The 2,158-nt window shown below is 65.7% G+C and carries 1 protein-coding gene; it reads right to left on the reverse strand.

The genetic code is table 11. The features are described 5' to 3' along the window. Positions 1 to 327: 327 nt before the first annotated feature. Positions 328 to 1,539 carry a terpene synthase family protein gene (locus ACQKIP_RS45680; protein WP_365861987.1) on the reverse strand — a complete coding sequence of 404 codons (1,212 nt, stop codon included), beginning with the start codon at positions 1,537 to 1,539 and terminating at the stop codon, positions 328 to 330. Positions 1,540 to 2,158: the final 619 nt, after the last annotated feature.

The following is a 2,158-nucleotide window of genomic DNA, read 5'->3' on the forward strand; positions in this document are numbered from 1 at the left end:
GTGCGGGCAGGTCGAGAGGCCGTTGCCCGCCACCTCACGTCCACGGTCGAAGAGCGGGCCGCCTTTGTCGAAGACTCTGTCGTTGACCAGGACCTGATGCGTCAGGTCGGGCTCACACACCACGTACGCCTTCCAAGGACCCACACGAATCTCCACCAAGTCACCGTGCGCGGCTAGCGAGCTAAGGAACTTTGCCGGGTTCTTCCGCATGCGCAGGGCATGGCCCAAGACAGGGAGGGCCCCGGGCGCTGTGACTATGGACCTGGCCTTCATGATCGGCTCGTTTCGTCGTCCGGACCTTGTTGATGGTCTTCAGTACTCAGGCCGTTATGGGTTGCGCAGGACCTGGCGAACCCCTCCCGGCGCGGGGGCTGCACTGGGGGCGTGACCCAGGTCCCGCTGCCCTTGATCATCCGCAGACCTGCTCATTCCCTGCGAGGCGTCCTGAAGTTGGTCCCACCACCATCTAATGGCCGGAAGCGGGAGCGGCTTGAGGGAAGTATCTGATGGTGTTTCCGACCACTGATGGACGATCTCGACCGCGTGGGGCGAGGCACCATCGGGGTTTCGGTAGCGGTCGGTGTGCATGCCCCAGTCGGCGGTCCCTCGGATGTAGTGGCCGAGGTCGGTCAGGTAGAGGGCCAGTGCGGGGCAGGCGTCGCGCAGGATCTGGTTGCGCAGGGTCAGGAAGAGGTTCATGAGGCGGTCCCGCATCATGACCACTTCGGCGAGTGCCTGCTCGTGCGAGCAGGCGAGATGGTGTCCGACGATGCTGACGATATTGAGCAGGGGTGTGCCGTCGCGTTGTTGGTGCCACAGGTCTTTCCCGTAGGAGTAGAGGTCTTCGTCCATTCCGACGATCAGGCCCGCCGTCTCAGACAGTGCCCGCACGGGCAGGGAGTCGATCGCGTGGCTGGGGGCTTCGGTGGCGTTGAGGATTTCAATCCAGGAGGAGCTGGCAATTCCGCCGACGGTGCCCATGCGCAGGACGACGTAGTCGTTGAGGCTGGGGGGTTCGGGCCGGGTTTTGCAGGCGATTTCCCAGGCTACGCACGACAGCCAGGTCCTCTGGGCTTCGACCATGCGGCGGAGCTGTACCGGGGTGGCGAACCGGTGGGTGCGTTGTGCGAGGTCGTGCAGGGGGGCGGAGAAGGGGCTGTCGGGAGGCATCATCGATGCCTGGGGGGCTTCGAAGGTGCGCATGAGCTTGACGGCCATCTCGGCGAAGCCGGCCAGTGCGCCGCCCGCCGATGAGTCGCTCAGCAGATCGTAGGTATCGTCGAAGAGCAGTGACAGGTGGGCCCAGTCCACGAACACCTGCATGCGTTCGGGGTCTCCTCGCGGGGTCATGCGGGCGACGAACTCGGCTCCGTTGATCGCCACTACTCTGCGGCGACTGGTCTCGTCGGCGCAGAATCCGAACTGCGCCATCCAGTCCAGCGCCCGGAGTTGCATGTCCGCGTGCTGAGGGTGGATCGCTGCGGGAATGGGGCAGTACAGGGGCGGGATACAGACCAGCAGGGGCTCGCTGGTATTCACGGATTTGCTCCGTCCTGCAGGTGTTTCCGGGCTGGGAGGGTTTGGCCGTGGCTCGCGGGGCAGGGCGAAGTACTGGTGGTTCCACCGCGGTGGTGACGGTCACGACGTCGTCGTAGCTGGACGGCGAGCCGGTCCAGTAGATTCGAGCCGTCGGTACCATCCGGTGCGGTGATTCGGCCAGCACACATGCCGCTGCCAGCGTCGGCACCATCCGGTATTCCGCCGGAACGAACGCGGAACCACCAGCCCCCGTCGGGGCGCTGCGGACAGTAGCGCTGCCAGGGTGCAGGTGGGCCACTCAGCCGGCAACCGGTCTGGGTGTCGGGCAGCATGCAGCATGAGCTGCGCGGTGTCGTGGATTGAAGCCTCGGCTGTGCCCCGGGATCGGTGACTGTCTGGTCCGGGAGCGCCACGAGCTCCTTCCGCAACGAGGAACTCGATAACTGCATCACGCACGCCACGTGGAGCCTGTCTATGCGGAGTGAGTGCGGTGGGCTGTCACGTCGGCATCTGCGTCCTTGCTGAACCGTCCCTCCTCCGGATCGACGCCAGACCGCCAGCTGCGTCCGCGACCGAAGCCTGGCGCCCGGGGTCAGGCCCCGCGCCCGCAGAGCCAGAC

This window comes from Streptomyces sp. NPDC059900 (assembly GCF_050270335.1).
Classification (GTDB): domain Bacteria; phylum Actinomycetota; class Actinomycetes; order Streptomycetales; family Streptomycetaceae; genus Streptomyces.